This is a genomic window from Streptomyces dysideae, from assembly GCF_001514305.1.
Lineage (GTDB): Bacteria > Actinomycetota > Actinomycetes > Streptomycetales > Streptomycetaceae > Streptomyces > Streptomyces dysideae.
The window spans coordinates 171,869-188,893 of the sequence record NZ_KQ949089.1; the positions used below are offsets into that span (position 1 = coordinate 171,869).

General features: G+C 71.2%; 16 protein-coding genes. 9 read left to right on the top strand and 7 right to left on the bottom strand.

Features of this window, described 5'->3' with window-relative positions:
• Positions 1–954 (bottom strand): helix-turn-helix transcriptional regulator (locus AQJ91_RS23680; protein ID WP_067025269.1); only part of this gene is annotated, 954 nt, incomplete at its 3' end.
• Positions 955–1,016: 62 nt separating this feature from the next.
• On the opposite strand from AQJ91_RS23680, the gene AQJ91_RS23685 reads away from it, so the two are divergent.
• The 6 genes from AQJ91_RS23685 (at position 1,017) to AQJ91_RS23705 (ending at position 7,415) form a co-directional block, all read left to right on the top strand.
• Entirely contained in the window at positions 1,017–2,570 is a 1,554-nt protein-coding gene (locus AQJ91_RS23685) for an MFS transporter (protein ID WP_067025272.1), read from the top strand.
• A gap of 198 nt (positions 2,571–2,768) precedes the next feature.
• Positions 2,769–3,530, top strand: a complete 762-nt coding sequence (locus AQJ91_RS23690; protein ID WP_067025275.1) for a DeoR/GlpR family DNA-binding transcription regulator — start codon at positions 2,769–2,771, stop codon at positions 3,528–3,530.
• A complete protein-coding gene (gene pfkB, locus AQJ91_RS23695; protein WP_067025278.1) occupies positions 3,527–4,474 on the top strand; it encodes a 1-phosphofructokinase in 948 nt (315 codons plus the stop codon). Before AQJ91_RS23690 ends, pfkB begins: the two co-directional genes overlap by 4 nt.
• On the top strand, positions 4,471–4,707 hold the full coding sequence (locus AQJ91_RS53745; RefSeq protein WP_159054643.1) for a hypothetical protein: 237 nt from the start codon (positions 4,471–4,473) through the stop codon (positions 4,705–4,707). Before pfkB ends, AQJ91_RS53745 begins: the two co-directional genes overlap by 4 nt.
• Positions 4,704–6,887: a PTS fructose transporter subunit IIABC gene (locus tag AQJ91_RS23700; protein WP_067025281.1), complete on the top strand. Its 2,184-nt coding sequence runs from the start codon at positions 4,704–4,706 to the stop codon at positions 6,885–6,887. The genes AQJ91_RS53745 and AQJ91_RS23700 overlap by 4 nt, the downstream gene beginning before the upstream one ends.
• 279 nt (positions 6,888–7,166) lie before the next feature.
• Positions 7,167–7,415, top strand: coding sequence for a hypothetical protein (locus AQJ91_RS23705; protein ID WP_067025284.1), 249 nt, complete (start codon positions 7,167–7,169; stop codon positions 7,413–7,415).
• Positions 7,416–7,428: 13 nt separating this feature from the next.
• On the opposite strand, the gene AQJ91_RS23710 is transcribed toward AQJ91_RS23705, so the two are convergent.
• The 4 genes from AQJ91_RS23710 to AQJ91_RS23725 all read right to left on the bottom strand — a co-directional run bounded on the left by AQJ91_RS23710 (position 7,429) and on the right by AQJ91_RS23725 (position 12,153).
• Positions 7,429–8,175: a DUF6227 family protein gene (locus tag AQJ91_RS23710; protein ID WP_067025287.1), complete on the bottom strand. Its 747-nt coding sequence runs from the start codon at positions 8,173–8,175 to the stop codon at positions 7,429–7,431.
• A 230-nt stretch (positions 8,176–8,405) separates the two neighbouring features.
• A complete protein-coding gene (locus AQJ91_RS23715) occupies positions 8,406–9,626 on the bottom strand; it encodes a L,D-transpeptidase (RefSeq protein WP_067025404.1) in 1,221 nt (406 codons plus the stop codon).
• A 182-nt stretch (positions 9,627–9,808) separates the two neighbouring features.
• Positions 9,809–10,867: a P1 family peptidase gene (locus AQJ91_RS23720; protein WP_067025290.1), complete on the bottom strand. Its 1,059-nt coding sequence runs from the start codon at positions 10,865–10,867 to the stop codon at positions 9,809–9,811.
• Between the two features lie 47 nt (positions 10,868–10,914).
• Positions 10,915–12,153, bottom strand: coding sequence for a low temperature requirement protein A (locus tag AQJ91_RS23725; RefSeq protein WP_067025292.1), 1,239 nt, complete (start codon positions 12,151–12,153; stop codon positions 10,915–10,917).
• Between the two features lie 228 nt (positions 12,154–12,381).
• On the opposite strand from AQJ91_RS23725, the gene pflB reads away from it, so the two are divergent.
• Genes pflB through AQJ91_RS23740 form a run of 3 tightly spaced genes read left to right on the top strand, consistent with a single transcriptional unit; the run spans position 12,382 to position 15,754 of the window.
• Positions 12,382–14,682, top strand: coding sequence for a formate C-acetyltransferase (gene pflB / locus AQJ91_RS23730; RefSeq protein ID WP_079085158.1), 2,301 nt, complete (start codon positions 12,382–12,384; stop codon positions 14,680–14,682).
• Positions 14,683–14,694: 12 nt separating this feature from the next.
• Positions 14,695–15,516: a pyruvate formate-lyase-activating protein gene (gene pflA / locus AQJ91_RS23735; RefSeq protein ID WP_067025295.1), complete on the top strand. Its 822-nt coding sequence runs from the start codon at positions 14,695–14,697 to the stop codon at positions 15,514–15,516.
• 55 nt (positions 15,517–15,571) lie between these two features.
• Positions 15,572–15,754: a hypothetical protein gene (locus tag AQJ91_RS23740; RefSeq protein WP_067025298.1), complete on the top strand. Its 183-nt coding sequence runs from the start codon at positions 15,572–15,574 to the stop codon at positions 15,752–15,754.
• A 43-nt stretch (positions 15,755–15,797) separates the two neighbouring features.
• Here the strand turns inward: AQJ91_RS23740 and mscL are convergent, their stop codons facing one another.
• Together mscL and AQJ91_RS23750 are read right to left on the bottom strand one after the other, a co-directional pair.
• Positions 15,798–16,256, bottom strand: a complete 459-nt coding sequence (gene mscL / locus AQJ91_RS23745) for a large conductance mechanosensitive channel protein MscL (protein ID WP_067025301.1) — start codon at positions 16,254–16,256, stop codon at positions 15,798–15,800.
• 138 nt (positions 16,257–16,394) lie between these two features.
• Positions 16,395–16,940 carry a CpaB family protein gene (locus AQJ91_RS23750; RefSeq protein WP_067025410.1) on the bottom strand — a complete coding sequence of 182 codons (546 nt, stop codon included), beginning with the start codon at positions 16,938–16,940 and terminating at the stop codon, positions 16,395–16,397.
• Positions 16,941–17,025 lie beyond the last annotated feature (85 nt).

A 17,025-nucleotide genomic window follows, 5' to 3' on the forward strand; every position in this document is an offset into this window, starting at 1 on the left:
GGCGCGTGTCAGGCGCCCGCCCAATTCCCGTACGCACCGCACGAGTTCGGCCGGTTCCCGGACCGTGAAGTCGCAGCCCACCATCGCCAGCCGCACCGCCAGCCAGTCCACCTGGTCCCCGACCGTCGCCCGCACCCGGCACCGCCCCGCGTCGATCGGCTCGGGCGTCCCCAGCCACGCCGGCAGCCGGGCCGCGACGAAATCGGCGGACGCGGCGAACGTGACCACCATCTCGTACGTCCTCTGCTGCCGGTACATCGACTGCCGCAGATACTCCGCCGCACTCCCCGCCGGCACCTCCCGCGGAGCGAACCGCGCCCCCGTGGCGAACGGCTCGCTCACCCGGTCGACCCGGAACGTGCGCCAGTCCCCGCGATCGAGGTCGTAGGCGACCAGATACCAGCGGCGCCCCGTCGAGACCAGCCGGTACGGCTCCGTCAGGCGCCGCGACTCCGTCCCGTCGGCCGCCCGGTAGGCGAACCGCAGCCGCTCGTGCCCGGCCACGGTCGACGCCATCACGGTCAGCGTCTCCGGCGCGATGCTCGCCCCGTCCCCGCTGGTCAGCGGCGTGGTCGCGGCCTGCAGCGTGGACACCCGGTGCCGCAGCCGGGACGGCAGCACCTGTTCCAGCTTGGCCAGCGCCCGCACCGACGCCTCGTCCACGCCCGACACCGCGTGCCCGGCCCCCGCCCGCAGCCCGACCGCGATCGCCACCGCCTCCTCGTCGTCCAGCACCAGCGGCGGCATCGCCTTGCCCGCGACGAGCCGGTATCCACCGTCCGCCCCCTTGCTCGCCTGCACGGGATAGCCGAGCTCACGCAGCCGGTCGACGTCCCGCCGCACCGTGCGCCGCGACACCCCGAGCCGCCCGGCGAGCTCACCACCGGGCCACTCACGGGGCGTCTGGAGGAGGGAGAGGAGCTGCAGCAACCGCGCCGGAGTATCCGTAGTCATGCATCCGAGGATGCCGCAGAACTAGGACATGATCTGACCTATTCGGCCTCTAGTTTCGAAGCATGAACTCCACCGAGACCCCTTCCGAGACGCCATCCACGGGCGACCGCCGCCGTTGGTTCGCCCTCGCGATCGTGATGACCGCGGCCTTCATGGACCTCGTCGACGTCACGATCGTCAACATCGCGATCCCGTCGATCCGGCAGGACGCGGGTGCGTCATGGGGCCAGATCCAGTGGATCACCGCCGGTTACGCCCTCGCCTTCGCCGCCGGCCTGATCACCGGCGGCCGGCTCGGCGACATCCACGGCCGCAAGCGGCTGTTCCTCGTCGGCATCGGCGGCTTCACCCTCGCCTCCGCCCTGTGCGGCCTCGCCGCGAACCCGGAGATGCTGGTCGCCTCTCGTGTCCTGCAGGGCGCGATGGCGGCGCTGATGGTCCCGCAGGTCCTGTCGATCGTGCACGCCACCTTCCCGGCGCATGAACGCGGCAAGGTGTTCGGGCTCTTCGGCGCGGTCGTGGGGCTGGGCGCGATCTCCGGTCCCCTGCTCGGCGCGCTGCTGACGGAGTGGAACCTCCTCGGCCTCGAGTGGCGCCCGATCTTCCTCATCAACCTGCCGGTCGGCATCGCGGGCCTGATCCTGGGCAGCCGCTTCATCACCGAGTCCAAGGCGCCGAAGGCGCTGAAGCTGGACCTGGTGGGCGTGGCGCTGGTGACGCTGGGCCTGCTGATGCTGCTCTACCCGCTGACCCGCGGCCGTGAGCTGGGCTGGCCGCTGTGGGGTTACGTGTCGATGGCCGGCGCGCTCGTCGTGTTCGCGGTACTGGTGGCGTACGAGCGGCGGAAGACCGCCCGCGACGGCTCCCCGCTGGTCGAACTGTCGTTGTTCCGGGTCAAGAGCTTCGCGGCCGGCATCGCCGTACAGACCGTCTTCGGCGTCGCGCTCGGCATCTTCTTCCTGGTCTGGACGCTCTATCTGCAGATGGGCCTGGGCTGGGGCGAGCTGAAGGCCGGCCTCACCGGCATCCCGTTCTCGATCGCCGTCTCGATGGCGGCCGGCCTGTCCGTCCAGAAGCTGGTCCCGCGCTTCGGCCGCAAGGTGCTCCAGGCGGGCGCGCTGGTGATGGCGGCGGGCGTCCTGCTCTACATGTGGGAGTCCGGGCGCTACGGCACGGCCATCGCCCCCTGGCAGATGGCCCTCCCGCTCGTCGTCATGGGCATCGGCATGGGGCTGATCGTCGCCCCGCTGACGGACGCGGTGCTGTCGGACGTGCCGCGCGAGCACTCGGGTTCGGCGTCGGGCCTGATCAACACCGTGCAGCAGATGGGCAACGCGCTCGGCCTCGGCCTGGTCTCGGTGGTCTTCTTCGGAGTGATCGACGACCGGGTGACCGAGGCGGTCGGCGGCCCGGCCTTCGTGGACGCCTTCCAGCACGCGCTGGGCTGGGTGGCCGCGGTGATGGGCGCCATCTTCCTGCTGATGTTCGCGCTGCCGGCGCGGTCGGCGCAGCAGGTGGAGCAAGCGGAGGGATCCGGATCGGAGCGCCGGGCGGCGGCGGAGAGGGAGCCGGAGGAGAGGGAGCCGGAGGAGAGGGAGCCGGAGCTCGTGCCCTGAGCCGCTCCTTCCTGAGTCATGGGCGAAGGGCCCGGCATCCGGAAGATACCCGGGTGCCGGGCCCCTCTGTGTCTGCTTGGTGCCCGCCTGAAAGCCCGATCATGCCCGACTGTGCCCGAACCTGTTTACTTTCCGGAAATCCAGGCGTAGCCTCCCAGCGAAACCACAAGTCCGGGCACGGGTGGGAGGCGAACGGGCATGTACGCACCGGAGCGGCAGCAGGAGATCCTCCGGCTGGCCCGTGATGGCGGGCGAGTGGATGTCGTGTCGCTGGCCGAGGAGTTCCAGGTGACTGCGGAGACGATCCGCCGCGACCTGAAGGCCCTCGACCGTGCCGGCCTCGTACGCCGGGTGCACGGCGGCGCCATCCCCGCCGGACGCCTCGACTTCGAGCCGGACCTCGCCGAGCGTGAGACCAAGGCGGCCGACGAGAAGGACCGCATCGCCAAGGCGGCGCTCGCCGAACTGCCGACCCAGGGCACGATGATCCTCGACGCCGGTACGACGGTGGCCCAGCTGGCCGCCGCGCTTCCCCTGGAGGCCTCGCTCACCGTCGTCACGCACAGCCTGCCCATCGCGGCCCGCCTCGCGGACCACCCCGGCATCCATCTCCACCTCGTCGGGGGGCGCGTGCGGCACCGTACGCGCGCCGCCGTGGACGCCTGGGCGCTCCGTGCCTACGGCGAGATCCGGGCCGATGTCCTTTTTGTAGCGGCCAACGGCTTTTCCGCCGACCGTGGCCTGACCACCCCCGACCTCGCCGAGGCCGCGGTGAAGCGCGCGGCCGTGGCCGCGGCCCGCCGTGTGGTTCTCCTCGCCGACTCCTCCAAGCACGGCCAGGAACACTTCGCCTGCTTCGGCAACCTGAGCGACGTGGACCTGCTGATCACCGACAGCGGGCTGAGCCCCGAAGACGCCGCCGCCATCGAGCGCGGCGGCACGGAAGTAGTGCGCGCATGATCCTCACCGTGACCCCGAACCCGTCCCTCGACCGCACCTACGAGGTCCCCTCCCTCGACCGTGGCGAGGTCATCCGCGCCACCGGCGAGCGCATGGACCCGGGCGGCAAGGGCGTGAACGTCTCGCGTGCCGTCGCGGCCGCCGGACAGCGCACGGTCGCGGTTCTGCCCCTGGGTGGTGCGCCGGGGGCGCTCGTCGCCGACCTGCTCGACGCGCAGGGCATCGAGGTCGCGCCGGTCCCGGTCGCCGGAGCCACCCGCTCGAACATCGCGCTCGCGGAGTCCGACGGGGTGCTCACGAAGATCAACGCGCCCGGCCCGGAGCTCTCCGCGGCCGAGCAGGAGCTGCTCCTGAACACGGTGCACCGGCAGTCGCACGACGCCGACTGGATCGCGTGCTGCGGGAGCCTGCCCCGAGGGCTCGCGCCGGCGTGGTACGCCGAGGTCGTCGCGCGGGCGCACGCCGGGGGCGCGCGCATCGCGCTGGACACCTCCGGGCCCGCGCTGCTGGAAGCGCTGCGCGAGCGGCCCGACGTGGTGAAGCCGAACGCCGAGGAGCTCGCGGAAGCCGTCGGGCGCCCCCTGTTCACGGTGGGCGACGCGGTGAAGGCGGCCGAGGAGTTGCGCGAGATGGGCGCACGCGCCGTGCTCGCGAGCCTGGGCGCAGACGGGCAGTTGCTCGTGGACGGCGCGGGCGCCTGGTTCGGCAGCGCGCGCGTGGATGTCGTACGCAGCAATGTGGGCGCCGGCGACTCCTCGCTCGCCGGGTTCCTGATCGCCGGCGGCAGCGGCCCGGAGGCGCTCGCCTCGGCGGTCGCGCACGGCGCAGCGGCCGTCCAGCTGCCCGGGAGCGTGATGCCGTCGCCGTCCGACCTGGACCCGGCGGCGGTGACGGTCACGGCCGAGGTGCCGGTGGACCGCGTACTGAAGGAGCCGGTGTCATGACGACGACCTACGTGCTGTGCGGACCGGCCACGAAGCGGCGAGGCTCCCCGTTACTCGCCGCGGACACGGGGCAGCAGGGCAACCTGAGCCGCCCTGCCGCCCTGGGGAGGCGGGGCTTCCCCGGCCCCGCCTCCACCCCGCTCACCCCCGCCCCCCACTGCACCCCCGTCCCCTCCTCTTCCGCCCACCTCACTACTCCCCGGGCGATACGCGTGCGAAGGAGCCCGCGATGAGCGACATGATCACCGCGGACCTGGTCGATCTCGACCTGTCCGCCGACAACAAGGAAGCGGCGGCGCGCGCCCTCGCCGAACGCATGGTGGCCCTGGGCCGGGTGACCGACCTCGACGGCTTCCTCGCCGACGTGGCCGCCCGCGAGGCGCAGATGCCGACCGGCCTCGACGGCGGCATCGGCATCCCGCACTGCCGCAGCGAGCACGTCACCGAGCCGACGCTCGCCTTCGGGCGCAGCGCCGCCGGCATCGACTTCGGCGCCGCGGACGGCCCCGCCGACCTGATCTTCCTGATCGCCGCACCGGCCGGTGCCGACGACGCCCACCTGACGATCCTGTCGTCGCTGGCCCGGCAGCTGATGAACGCCGAGTTCACCGGCGCGCTGCGGTCGGTGGGGGACGCGGCGGCAGCGGCGGCGCTGATCCGCGGGGACGCGGCGGAGACGGGCGGCGCGGACGCGGCTGCGGACGCCGCTGGAGGCGGCGCTGAGAGCGCTGCCGGGCGCGCGGACGGAGCTGGTGGCGGCGCTTCTGACGGCGCGAAGGGCGCGCAGGGCGCCCCTGAGGACTCCGCTGCGGCGCCGGGGGCGGCCTCCGTCGGCGCCGCAGCGGTCAGCACGGCGCCCGCGCCGGGCGCCCACGGCGCTGCCGAGGACGCCGTCCCGGCAGCGGACGGCGAGCGCCCCTTCCGTATCGTCGCCGTCACCTCGTGCCCGACCGGCATAGCCCACACCTACATGGCGGCCGAGTCGCTGGAGAACGCGGGCCGCGAGGCCGGCGTCGAACTCGTCGTCGAGACCCAGGGCTCGGCCGGCTTCACCCGGCTCGACCCGGCGGTCATCGCCGCCGCCGACGGCGTGATCTTCGCCCATGACGTCCCCGTACGGGAGAAGGACCGGTTCGCCGGAAAGCCCACCGTGGACATCGGAGTGAAGGCGGGCATCAACCGCCCCGCCGAACTGATCGCCGAGGTCCGCGGCAAGGCCGAGCGCGGCGAGGTCACCGCCGCGGCCAAGCCCGGCGGCACCCCTGTCGAACGCTCGGGCGAGCCCGGCGAGGGCTACGGCACCAAGCTGCGCAAGTGGCTGATGTCCGGCGTGAGTTACATGGTCCCGTTCGTCGCGGCGGGCGGTCTGCTGATCGCGCTCGGGTTCGCGATCGGCGGCTGGGAGATCAACAAGGCGAAGCCGGTCACGGAGCACTTCGTGTGGCTCCAGGTCGACAGCTGGGCAGCCCTGCTGTTCCAGATCGGTGTCGTCGCCTTCGGCTTCCTGATCCCCGTCCTCGCCGGTTACATCGCGTACGGCATGGCGGACCGCCCCGGTCTCGTCCCCGGCTTCGTCGGCGGCATGATTGCCTCCAACATCGCCGCCGGCTTCCTCGGCGGCCTGGCCGCCGGTCTGATCGCCGGTGCTGTCGTCCTCGGTATCCAGCGGATCAAGATCCCGCCGGTGCTGCGCGGCATCATGCCGGTGGTCGTGATCCCGCTGGTCTCGTCGATCGTCGTCGGTTTCCTGATGCTGGTGGTGATCGGCAAGCCGATCGCCGAGGCACAGAAGGGCATGACCGACTGGCTGAGCGGCCTCTCCGGCACCAACGCCGTCCTGCTCGGCATCCTGCTCGGCCTGATGATGTGCTTCGACCTGGGCGGCCCGGTCAACAAGGTCGCGTACGCCTTCGCCACCGGCGGCATCGCTGTACAGGCCCCCAGCGACTCCGCGATGAAGATCATGGCCGCCGTGATGGCCGCCGGCATGGTCCCCCCGCTGGGCATGGCGCTCGCGACGGTGGTCCGCAAGAAGCTGTTCACCACCGCCGAGCGCGAGAACGGCAAGGCGGCCTGGGTGCTCGGTGCCTCCTTCATCTCCGAGGGCGCGATCCCGTTCGCGGCCGCCGACCCGCTGCGCGTCATCCCCGCCTCCATGGCGGGCGGCGCGGTCACCGGCGCGCTGACCATGGCCTTCGGCTCGACCCTGCGCGCCCCGCACGGCGGCATCTGGGTCACCTTCCTGATCGGCAAGCCGTTCCTGTACCTGCTGGCCATCGCGGTCGGTACGGCGGTCACGGCGGGCCTGGTCATCGTCCTGAAGGGCATGCGCAAGACGGCCCCGGACGCCACCGCGGCCTCCGAGTCCCCGGCGGCCCCGACGGCGGAGGCGAAGCAGCCGGTGGCGGCGTAGCCACCCGGCGCGGGACACCAACCCCGGCACGGCTACACCGGGACACGGCCTGAACCCCTGTCCCGGTACGACGATCGGCCGCAGCCCCGCGGGACGGGGCTGCGGCCGATCGACCGTGTCCGGAACCGCCGGCCCCTCCGGCAAGCAGGCGAAGCCGACCGCTCTCTGCCCGGGTGGATCGGCTTGTCCCTTTGGGGAAGCTGTGAGTCGTTCACGGCACCTGCGAGATACGTCACGGTCCGCGCCCAAAGTCCCGGACCGTGTTGTCTACTGGGGCGCATGCCTGAGCACGTCTCGATCCCCCAACTGCTGGGCGTGGCCGTACTCGTCCTGGCGACCGTCGTCTGGGTGGTCGGCCTGACCCGAGTCCTGCGCCGCAGCCGACCGGGGCCCGCCCGGTGGCCCACGGACCCGGCCCTCCCGCGCCAGCGGCAGGCAGCTCCCCCACGGGAGTCCGTCCCGCTCACCCCGGCGGAGCAGGACGCGTTCGCGGGCCTGGTACGACAGCTCGGCGACAGCGGCCGCTGAACAGCCGCCCCTCCTACGAGACCTGCGCCGCCCGGCGCTCCATCGCAGCGCGGGCCGCGTCCTCGCTGACGTACACCTCGCACATGTGCCGCCCGTCGGGCGTCGCCGTGTGCTCGACCTCCCAGAGGGAGATCTCCATGCCGTCGCGCAGCAGGAACGCGTGCTCGTAGAGCGAGAGGCACAACCCGGCGCGCCGCGCGCGGCACGGGCGCCCGAACGCCTGCGTGATCTGGTGCGCGAACGCCGTCGCCAGCAACGCGGCCGTCTCCGTGCCCGGCCGGTCGGCGTTCTCCGCCCGGCGTAGCAGCCGACGCGCGTGGTCGGCCGAGTGGTCCGGCACGTACGCGTGCCGCGGCGCGGGAACCGGCGCCAGCTGCACCGTCACCGGCAGCTCGAAGTCCGGCGTGTCCGGCGGCAGCGGCAGCCGGGCCGTGGCGGCGCGCAGCTCCTCCTGGTCGACGTACACCTCGTGCTGCGGGGAGCTGCCCGGCGCGGTGTTGTGGACGAGCTCCCACAGGGTGAGCGCCGACCCGTCGGCGAGCAGCCACGTGTGCCGGTACGTCTCGCGGTGCAGCCCCGCGCTGTGATGCGCGGAGTGCAGCGAGCTGTCGTGCGCCAGCGCACAGTCGAGCCGCCGTATCGCCTCGTCGGGCAGCTCGAAAGAGTTCAGGGCACGGCCGAGGAGTCGCGCGAGGTGCTCCTCCGGAGACTCCGCCGACTCGGGTGGTTCGTACGCTGCCATCTCGTACGGAACGCTCAAGGTTTCTCCCGGCGTTGCTGCATGTCACCTTGTGGGTGCATACCGTAGCCCCTCGGTCGGACATCATGTCCGGGAACCGAGAAAACGTACGCCCGGAAAACGCCCGGGCTGCGGGGGAAGTTCCCACGCGGCCCGACACCTCGTCAAAAGGGCCTGCTCAGAGCCGACTTAAGGCGATCAAGCAACGAGGATCGGCGAGGATCGGCGAGAGGCCGGTCGAGGGCCGGCGCTCAGACGGCACTCCCCGCGCCCCACTCGCTCCACCCCATGTTCCACCCGTTGAGCCCGTTGTCCGGCGCCACCGTCTTGTCGGGGGAGTTCTTGACGATCACCACGTCCCCGGTGATCGAGCTGTCGTAGAACCACTTGGCGACCGTGTCGCCCTTCGCGCCCTGCACGTCCGCGAGCCCGACACAGCCGTGGCTGGTGCCCTGACGCCCGAAGGGAGGGTTGCCCTTGTTGTACCAGTAGTTGCCGTGGATGAAGGTCCCCGACGTCGTCAGCCGCATCGCGTGCGGCACGTCCGGGATGTTGTACTCGCCGCCCAGGCCGACCGTCTGGCTGTTCATGCGGGTCTGTGTGAACTTCTCGGAGATGACCATCTGCCCGTTGTACGTGGAGTACTGCGCACTGCCCGCCGAGATCGGCACCGACTTGACCGTCTTGCCGTCGCGCACGACCGTCATGGTCTGCGTGTTGACGTCGACCGTGGAGACCTGCGAACGCCCGACGGTGAACGTGACCGTCTTCTTCTGCACCCCGTAGACGCCGTTGGCGCCCTCCACACCGTCCAGGTCGATCTTCATCGTGACCTTGGAGCCGGCCTTCCAGTACTCCTGGGGCCGGAAGTCGAGCCGCTGCTCACCGAACCAGTGCCCGACCACCTCCTGCCCACTGCCGGCGGTGACGCTGATGTGTGACTGCACGGCCTTCTTGTCGCTGATCACCTTGTCGAAGTTGAACGACACCGGCATCCCGACCCCGACCGTGGTCCCGTCGTCGGGCGTGTACGTCCCGATGAAGCTGTCAGCCGAAGTCACCGTGGTGAAAATGGAGTTGGCGGCCGCCGTGCGCCCGTCCGCGTCCTTGGCGGTGGCCGATATCTCGTACTTGGTCCCGCGCTCCAACTGCTCCGCGGGCTTCCAGCTGCCTCCGTCCGTCGCGATCGCCCCGGGAACGGCCTGCCCGCTCCCCGCCACCGCCATCCTCACGTCGGTGAGCCTGCCGTCACTGACCTTCACACCGGTCGTGTTGATCGACGCCCCCGTCGATCCGTCCTTCGCCGATATGGCGATCTTCGCGGCAGACGTCTTGACGGACTCCGTCCCGCCCTTGCCGTCGTCGTTCTTGGCGTTGGCACTGCCACTACAGGCGGTGAGGGCCAGGGCGCCGACCACGAGGGCGGCACAGGCCCCCACGTCGCGCCGCGCTGCATTGTCCGGCGTTGTCACGAGCTGCTCCATGTTCATGCGATGTGCGCGGTCCGCTCCATTCCGTGGAGAAAGAGGGAACCGCCCCTCGTTGGGGTTCCCTCCGTCGGCCATGAACACCATCACGTGACAAAACCGGGACAATCACCTGCCCGGAGGGCACCGACTGTGTCGCGCCCGCACACGCACCTGGCGCGCCCTCGTCACTGGCCCCCGGCTACCCCGCCCTTGGCCACCCCGCCCCCGTACAACTCCCCGTACGACGGCCACACCCCACCTGGCCCCGCCACCGACTCGGCGGCGCGCACAGCACGCACGATCGCGCGCGTCACCAAGTCCGCACCCGCCGCAAGGAGCTCGTTCAGCGCTAGGGGGTGCTCGGCGTCGAGTGGCTGAGCCCCCGTCGCCAGTGCGAACACCGTGTCCCCGTCGTGGAGCAGATGCACTGGCCGTACAGCGCGCGCGATGCCGTCGTGCGCCGTGCCGGCGAGCTTCTGCGCCTGCGCCTTCGACAGCACCGCGTCGGTGGCGACGACCGCGAGCGTGGTGTTCAGCGGGGGCGGCGCGTTCTCCGCCGCGAGTTCGGCCAGGTGCCGACGCGCGTCCTCGTGCACGCGCGCCTCTGGATAGTCCACACGCCCCTGGAACAACTCCCCGTACAGCACGCCCGTTCCCGGGTCCACCGCCGAGCCCACAGCGTTGGCCACGACCAGCGCGCCCACTGTGATCCCCGAGTCGAGGACGGTGCTCGCCGTGCCGATCCCGCCCTTCAGCGGCCCGACCGCGGCTCCCGTGCCCGCGCCCACGCATCCCTCCGGAACACGCGCGCCGGGCTCGCTCGCCGCGGCCGTCTCGACCGCCGCCCGCCCGGTGGCCGCGTCCGGCCTGGCCCGGAAGTCGCCGCCGCGGCCCAGATCGAAGACGCAGGCCGCAGGCACGACGGGCACGACGTGAGCCGGGTCCACCCCGACACGCACCCCGCGCCCGCGCTCCTCCAGCCAGGCCATCACCCCGGACGCCGCGTCGAGCCCGTACGCGCTGCCGCCGGTCAGCACGATCGCCTCGACCCTCTGGACGAGGTTGCGCGGGTCGAGGGCGTCGGTCTCCTTGGTGCCGGGGCCGCCGCCGCGCACGTCCACGGCGGCGACAGCCCCGCCTTCAGGGGCGAGCACGACCGTGGTGCCGGTGAGCCAACCGTCGCCGGTACGCGTCGCGTGTCCCACGCGCACGCCGGCGACGTCCGTCAGAGCGTCAACTGTCATGGCCCCAGTCTCGTCCAGTCACCGGCGCCCGGCCCACGGCACACACATCAGGAGACGGGCGCCGGCGCCTGCGTCGCGCGCTCCCGGGCGACCATGCGCGCCGTCAGCGTCACCCCGGTCGCCACTGCCAGCGCCGAGACGATGCCCGCCGCGAGCACCGCCCAGTCGCCCAGGAACGTGCAGACGATCACCAGCAGCGCCGTGGTCGGCAGCACCAGTTGCTGGGCGATGCCCACCTTGAAGTGGCGCGAGTGCAGTGCCCAGACGGTGAGCAGGTAGAGCGCGGTCGGCAGGGTCACGGCGGCCGACGCGGCCAGCGTGGAGATGTGCGCCTTGCCGACGGCCTGTTCGACCGCCACCTCCAGGCCCGCGCCGATCGCGGCCGCCGAGGCGAAGACCAGGTAGTGGCCGTAACCCCACAGGAAGGCCTGCTTGCTGGAACGCAGATGACTGTGGATGGGCACGACGAAGTAGATCCACCAGGCGGCGAAGATGATCAGCAATCCGCCCGCCGCGATCGGTACCAGTTCGCCCAGCGAGTCGTTCTCGTCGATGCCGGTCTTCACGCCGACCGTGGCAGCGGCGATGGTCTCGCCGAGCACGATGATCGTGAACAGGCCGTACCGTTCGGCGATGTGGCGCGGATGCCAGCTCGTGGGATGGTCCTTCTCCGCGTACAGAGGCACGCACAACTCGAGGAGCGCCATCACCAGGAACACCCACGGCCTGGCGCCCTCGGGCAGCAACAGCAGCCCCAGCCAGCCGATCTGGCAGGCCAGCACGCCACCGGCGTACCGCCGGGCCATCGTTCTCTCCGGGCCCTCGCTCGACCGTGCCGCGCGCAGCCACTGCGCCGTCATGGCGACCCGCATGATCGCGTAGCCCAGCCACACGGCCAGGAACTCGTGGTCCTCGAACGCCCGGGACACCCCGGCCGCGAGGACCAGCACACCGGCGATCTGTATCAGGGTGACGACCCGGTAGAGGACATCGTCGTTGTCGTACGCCGAGGCGAACCAGGTGAAGTTCATCCAGGCCCACCAGATGGCGAAGAAGACCATCGCGTAGTTGAGGATCCCCTCGCCCGCGTGTCCCTCGGCGACGGCGTGCACCAGTTGGATGCCCGCCTGGGCGATGGCCACGACGAAACACAGGTCGAAGAACAGTTCCAGCGGCGTGGCGGCCCGGTGCGTATCGTCGCGGCCACGGGCCGTGAGTCTGCGCAGAGGGCCTTGGCTGTCGGGGGCGCCGGGAGAGGCCGGTGCGGGAGTCGAACTGGACGTCATGAGTCCAAGCACACCAGATAGGGCCCGGAATTTCTTGTGAAGCATTTCACGAGTGCGTTGAGGTGCAAGGAGCTCACGAAAAGACCAGGTCGGACGGCCTGGGTAGGACTCTGATCGATTATCGATAGGACCTTTGGACCCGCATCGGGGACCAATGCGGCGCCCCGGAGCGCTGTCACGGGCGTGCAATGGATCCGAACCGACGAAGCGATGCGGAAGGTGCGGGCCATGACTGCCACTCCTGCGGAACCCACGACCGTCATTCCTGCCGCGGCGGCGACGGCGCCCGATGCGCCGGCGCGAGAGGACGCCTGGGAGGGCTTCCGGGGCGGTCTGTGGCGCGACGCCATCGACGTCCGCGACTTCGTCCAGCGCAACTACACCCCCTACGAGGGGGACGGAGCCTTCCTCGCAGGCCCCACGGAGCGCACCACCAAGGTCTGGAACAAGCTCGTCGCGATGTTCCCGACGGAGATCGAACGCGGCATCTACGCCGTCGACGTCAAGACCCCGTCCCGCATCGACGCCTTCGCCCCCGGTTACATCGACCGCGACCTCGACCTCATCGTCGGCCTGCAGACCGACGCCCCGCTCAAGCGCGCCATCATGCCCAACGGCGGCTGGCGCATGGTCGAGAGCGCCCTGTCCGCCTACGGGTACGAGGCCGACCCTGCCGTCCGGGAGATCTACACCAGGCTCCGCAGGACCCACAACGACGGCGTCTTCGACGCCTACACCCCAGAGATCCGCGCCTGCCGCTCCTCCGGCATCATCACCGGCCTGCCCGACGCCTACGGCCGCGGCCGCATCATCGGCGACTACCGCCGCGTCGCCCTCTACGGCGTCGACCGGCTGATCGTCGACAAGCGAGCGGACAGAGCGGCACTCGAAGTCGAGTGGCCGAGCAGCGAGGTCATTCAGGAACGCGAGGAAGTCGCCGAGCAGATCCGCGCGCTCGAAGAGCTCAAGGCCATGGCCCTCTCCTACGGCTTCGACATCTCCGGCCCCGCCCGCACCGGCCACGAGGCCGTCCAGTGGCTCTACTTCGCCTACCTCGCCGCCGTCAAGGAACAGAACGGCGCCGCCATGTCGATCGGCCGCATCGACGCCTTCCTGGACATCTACCTCCAGCGGGACATCGAGGCCGGCCGTCTGACCGAGTCCGAGTCCCAGGAACTCGTCGACGACTTCGTCATCAAGCTGCGCATCGTGCGCTTCCTGCGCACCCCCGAGTACAACGAGCTCTACTCCGGCGACCCCACCTGGGTCACCTGGTCCATGGGTGGCATCGGCGACGACGGGCGCCCCCTGGTCACCCGCACCACCTTCCGCGCGCTGAACACCCTCTACAACCTCGGTCCCGCCCCCGAACCCAACCTCACCGTCTTCTGGTCCCCGCGCCTGCCCGACGCCTTCAAGAAGTACGCCGCCCAGGTCGCCATCGACACCAGCGCCCTGCAGTTCGAGTCCGACGAACTGATGCGCCCCAAGTACGGCGACGACACCGCCATCGCCTGCTGCGTCTCCGCGATGGCCATGGGCAAGCAGATGCAGTTCTTCGGCGCGCGCGTCAACGTCGCCAAGGCCCTGCTGTACGCCATCAACGGCGGCCGCGACGAGGTCTCCGGCCAGACGGTCGTCGAGGGCCTCGAGCCGATCACCGACGAGTACCTCGACTGCGACACCGTCCTCACGCGCTACGACGCCATGCTCGACTGGCTCGCCAAGACGTACGTCCACGCACTCAACGTCATCCACTACATGCACGACAAGTACGCCTACGAGCGCCTGGAGATGGCCCTGCACGACCGGGCGATCCTGCGCACCATGGCCTGCGGTATCGCCGGCCTGTCGGTCGCCGCCGACTCCCTCTCGGCCATCCAGCACGCACGCGTGAAGGTGATCCGGGACGAGACCGGCCTCGCCGTCGACTACGTCGTCGAGGGCGACTACCCGGCGTACGGCAACAACGACGACCGGGCCGACGACCTCGCGTGCCGGATCGTCCACGACTTCATGCAGAAGGTCCGCCGTCACCCGACGTACCGCGACGCCGTGCACACCCAGTCGGTCCTGACGATCACCTCGAACGTCGTCTACGGCAAGAAGACCGGCAACACGCCCGACGGCCGCCGCGCCGGCACCCCCTTCGCGCCCGGCGCCAACCCCATGAACGGCCGCGACGAACACGGATACATCGCCTCGGCGCTCTCCGTCGCCAAACTCCCGTACGACGACGCGGAGGACGGCATCTCGCTGACCAACACGATCACCCCGGACGCTCTCGGCCGTACCCCCGAGGAGCGCGTCACCAACCTCTCGGGCGTCCTGGACGGCTACATGGCCAGCGACGGCTTCCACATGAACGTCAACGTCCTCGACCGGGCGACCCTTCAGGACGCGATGGAGCACCCCGCGAAGTACCCGCAGCTGACCATCCGGGTCTCCGGCTACGCGGTCAACTTCATCCGCCTCACGCGCGAGCAGCAGCTCGACGTCATCAACCGCACCTTCCACGGCGCGCTGTGACGGTGACGGACGATGACCGCGCTTCTTCCGCCCGCGCCGGCCACGCCGGCGCGGGCCCCCGCCGCCACCCCGGCCACCCCTGCCGCCGCGGCGACCCGTCGCCCTGCCGTGGGGTCGGTCCACTCCTGGGACCTGTCGACGGGCGTCGACGGGCCCGGCACCCGCTTCGTCACCTTCCTCTCCGGCTGCCCGCTGACCTGCCTGTACTGCCACAACCCCGACACCTGGCGGATGCGCGACGGCAAGCGCACCACGGCCGACGAGATCGTCACCGAGGCCCGCAAGTACACGCGGTTCATCGCGGCCGCGGGCGGCGGCGCCACCGTCAGCGGGGGAGAGCCCCTCCTCCAGCCCGTGTTCACCGGCGAGTTGCTGCACCGCTTCAAGCACGAACTCGGCCTGCACACCGCCCTGGACACCTCGGGCTTCCTCGGCGTGCGCGCCACCGACGCCCTGCTGCGCGACACCGACCTGGTCCTGCTCGACATCAAGTCCTGGGACCGCGCGACCTACCGCAAGCTCACCGGCCGCCCGCTGGAGCCCACCCTCGGCTTCGCCCGGCGCCTCGCCGATCTCGGAAAGGAGGTCCACGTCCGCTTCGTGCTCGTACCCGGCCTCACCGACGACCCGGCCAACATCGAGGGCGTCGCCGCCTTCGCGGCCTCCCTCGGCAACGTCACACGCGTCGACGTCCTGCCCTTCCACAAGCTGGGCGAGGCCAAGTGGCAGGCTCTCGGCCGCCCCTTCCTCCTCCACGGCACGCCCTGCCCGACCCCCGGGCAGACCGCCCTCGCCAGGGCCGCCTTCACGGCGCACGGCCTGCACGCGGTGTGAGTCCCCGGTACTGCGGCCGGGACGCCGCTCGCCCCCGGGGCCGTACCCTGGACGCATGAGCACCGCCCCCGACCCCGAGCCACGCGACCCGAAGGCCGCGCTGGTCTTCGACGACCCGCTGGACCAGCAGTCCTCGGACGACACGGACCGCGGATGGGGCGAGCGGCCCGGCACCTCCGGCGACAGCGCGGCCGACCTCAAGCGCTTCCTCGACGAGAAGCCGCCCCACCACATCTGAGCCCGACGGGCCACCGCCCGCCAGGCCCAGCGGGCGGCCGCCGCTACCGCTCGCTGTGCCCGGAACCGCGCTGAGCGACCAGCGCGTCGCGGATCTCCTTCAGCACCTCCAGCTCGGTCACCTCTATGACCTCCTGCGTGCCCTCCCGCGCCTTCCTGCGGGCCTCCTGCCGCGCCAGGTACTTCGACATCGGCAGGACCATCAGGAAGTACACGACGGCTGCGGTGATCACGAACTGGAGCGTCGCGCCGAGGACCGAGCCCCACAGGATCTGGATGCCCTCCTCGCCCTCGCACGTCTCGCTCAGACAGGAGCTGTAGCTGTCGAGGCTCTGGGTCCCGATCGCTCCGACGAGCGGGTTGATGATCCCCTTCACCACCGAGTTGACGATGTTGGTGAAGGCGGCCCCGATGACCACCGCTACTGCCAGGTCGACGACGTTCCCGCGCATCAGGAAGGCCTTGAAGCCCTCCCAGACGCTCGGCTTCTTCTTCTCGCTCACCGCGGAGCCTCTCCTCGCACACACAGGTTGTGGAACAAACAGCTCCGCAACCTACGTGAGGGCGAGGCAACCTTGTCCAATGGGGTAGCTCCCACAAGCGACTTGACAGGGTATTGCGCACGATACGCACCACGTGGCTCAGCACAGCGTCACCGCCAGCCGTGCCGTCGCGCTCGCGCCCGCGAGGCGCGCCGCGGTGGAACGCGGCACCGAGAGCACGACCAGTGCCCCGTTCTCGGCCGCTTCGTCCAGGGGCTCCGGCACCTTCGTCACCCGCGCCCCGCGCGCGACCACGCGCGCGTCGCCGCCCGTCGCGGTCTCCGCGGCGGCGATCACGTCGACCCGGTCGCCGGGGCTCAGCAGCCGGACGGTGGCTCCGTCGGCGATCCGCACCGGCGCGGACACGATCTCGACGGCGCGGTGCTCGCGTACCGGCTCGGCCACCGGACGCCCGCGCGTCCGCTCAGCGTCCCGCGGGCCCGCGGCCACGAGCGCGGCCGCGGTGACGGCGAGCCCGGCCGCCAGGGCCCGCCTCCGATGCCGTACGAGCCGGCGCAGCTGATACCGCCCGCCCCGTACCCGCACGGGAGCGAAGTGCGGCACCCCGCACGTGGCGGGAGCATCGGTGCCCGGCGGGCGTGGAGAAGAGGAAGGGACGGGAGAGGACGACGGAGCGAAGGACACGTGGACCACCACCTGCGACGAGAGAACGGCTTGCGAGGCCACGATGAGGCTTCGCGCCGCCGCCCGCCGGGGCCGGTGGACTACT